The sequence below is a fragment of the Moorena sp. SIO3I6 genome (assembly GCF_010672095.1).
In genome coordinates this window covers 1-1129 of record NZ_JAAHHU010001617.1, presented here as the reverse complement: position 1 = coordinate 1129, position 1129 = coordinate 1, and the positions used below count along the sequence as shown (strand labels likewise).

Sequence of the window (1129 nt, the reverse complement as noted above, 5' to 3'; positions counted from 1 at the left end):
GGATATGACTCTGTTGTCTTACCGCTATATTGAGCAATTTAGTAACGACCTAGCTAAAATGAAGCGGGCAATGCAGCTGCGAGGTTTTCGTGGCAAAGGACCAAAGCTTTCATGGCAGGAATTTGGAGGTCACCCAGTTGCTTCGTTACTGGAATTCTTCGCCCGTAGTTACCGTAACCTTAGAGTTTTAGCTTCCCTAACCGGAACACTTTTGGTACGCAGTTACCAGCAATCCCAGCAAGTCTATCAAGCGATGATTTTACGAGGGTATAGTAACACCTCTCAATTTATGGTTTCTGAGAGTTCTGGTGTGACAATAGGGAGTAGAACACAGAGCTTTTCATTACCCCTTCCTAGGGGAAAGCGTAGGTCGTCTAGTACAAACACTGCTGGTTTCCACCACTACATTGCTTTGGGACTCACTAGCTTGATTTCAGTAGGATTTGTGATCGCAGAAATTATGTTAACAGAAGCATGACCGAAGCGAATTCAGACTGATCAATGATGACTAATTAATGGTCATCAAATCAAGGTAATATTGATTCCGGTTAATGACTTATAAGTTTAGGGTTTGGGTTGGGGTTTTGTTAATTTAAATTAACTAAAATTAACACTTAAATTAACACTTCACAAAATTCCCTCACCCCGACTATAAGTGATTAGCCGTAATTAAGATGGCTGAGAATTTATCCTAGCCTACAGCGAACGCTATCAGGCGAAACGACTTCATTCTTGGCCTTAAGGCCGTAGGCCACGCTGCGCGAACGGCCACGCTACGCGAACAGACTTCATCCTTCAGACTTTTACCGTGACCCAGCAAAAACAAGAATTTTTTTACCGAGAAGATTACATTGAACCCTATCAGTCATCTACTTCGTTACACTACGCCCTTGCCATTGATAGTCTGTATTTTTCCTACCCAGACCAACCGGATAGTTTACGCAATATCAATCTCACCATTAAGCCAGGGGAACGGATAGGTTTGATTGGGCCGAATGGTGCTGGTAAAACTACCCTATTTCTGACCATCTGCGGCGTTTTAAAACCAACTAGGGCAAGAGGGATGCTGTTATTTGGCAAACCCGTGGTAGCGGGTGAGTTTCGCCCAGAAATTGGTTTGGTGTTTCAA

The 1129-nt window shown here is 43.4% G+C and carries 2 protein-coding genes; both read left to right on the top strand.

Annotated features, from left to right (window positions below):
* The coding region (locus tag F6K49_RS51700) for a CbiQ family ECF transporter T component (protein WP_293110784.1) at window positions 1–478 on the top strand (478 nt) is incomplete at its 5' end.
* Between the two features lie 330 nt (window positions 479–808).
* The coding region (locus F6K49_RS51695; protein WP_293110781.1) for an ATP-binding cassette domain-containing protein at window positions 809–1129 on the top strand (321 nt) is incomplete at its 3' end.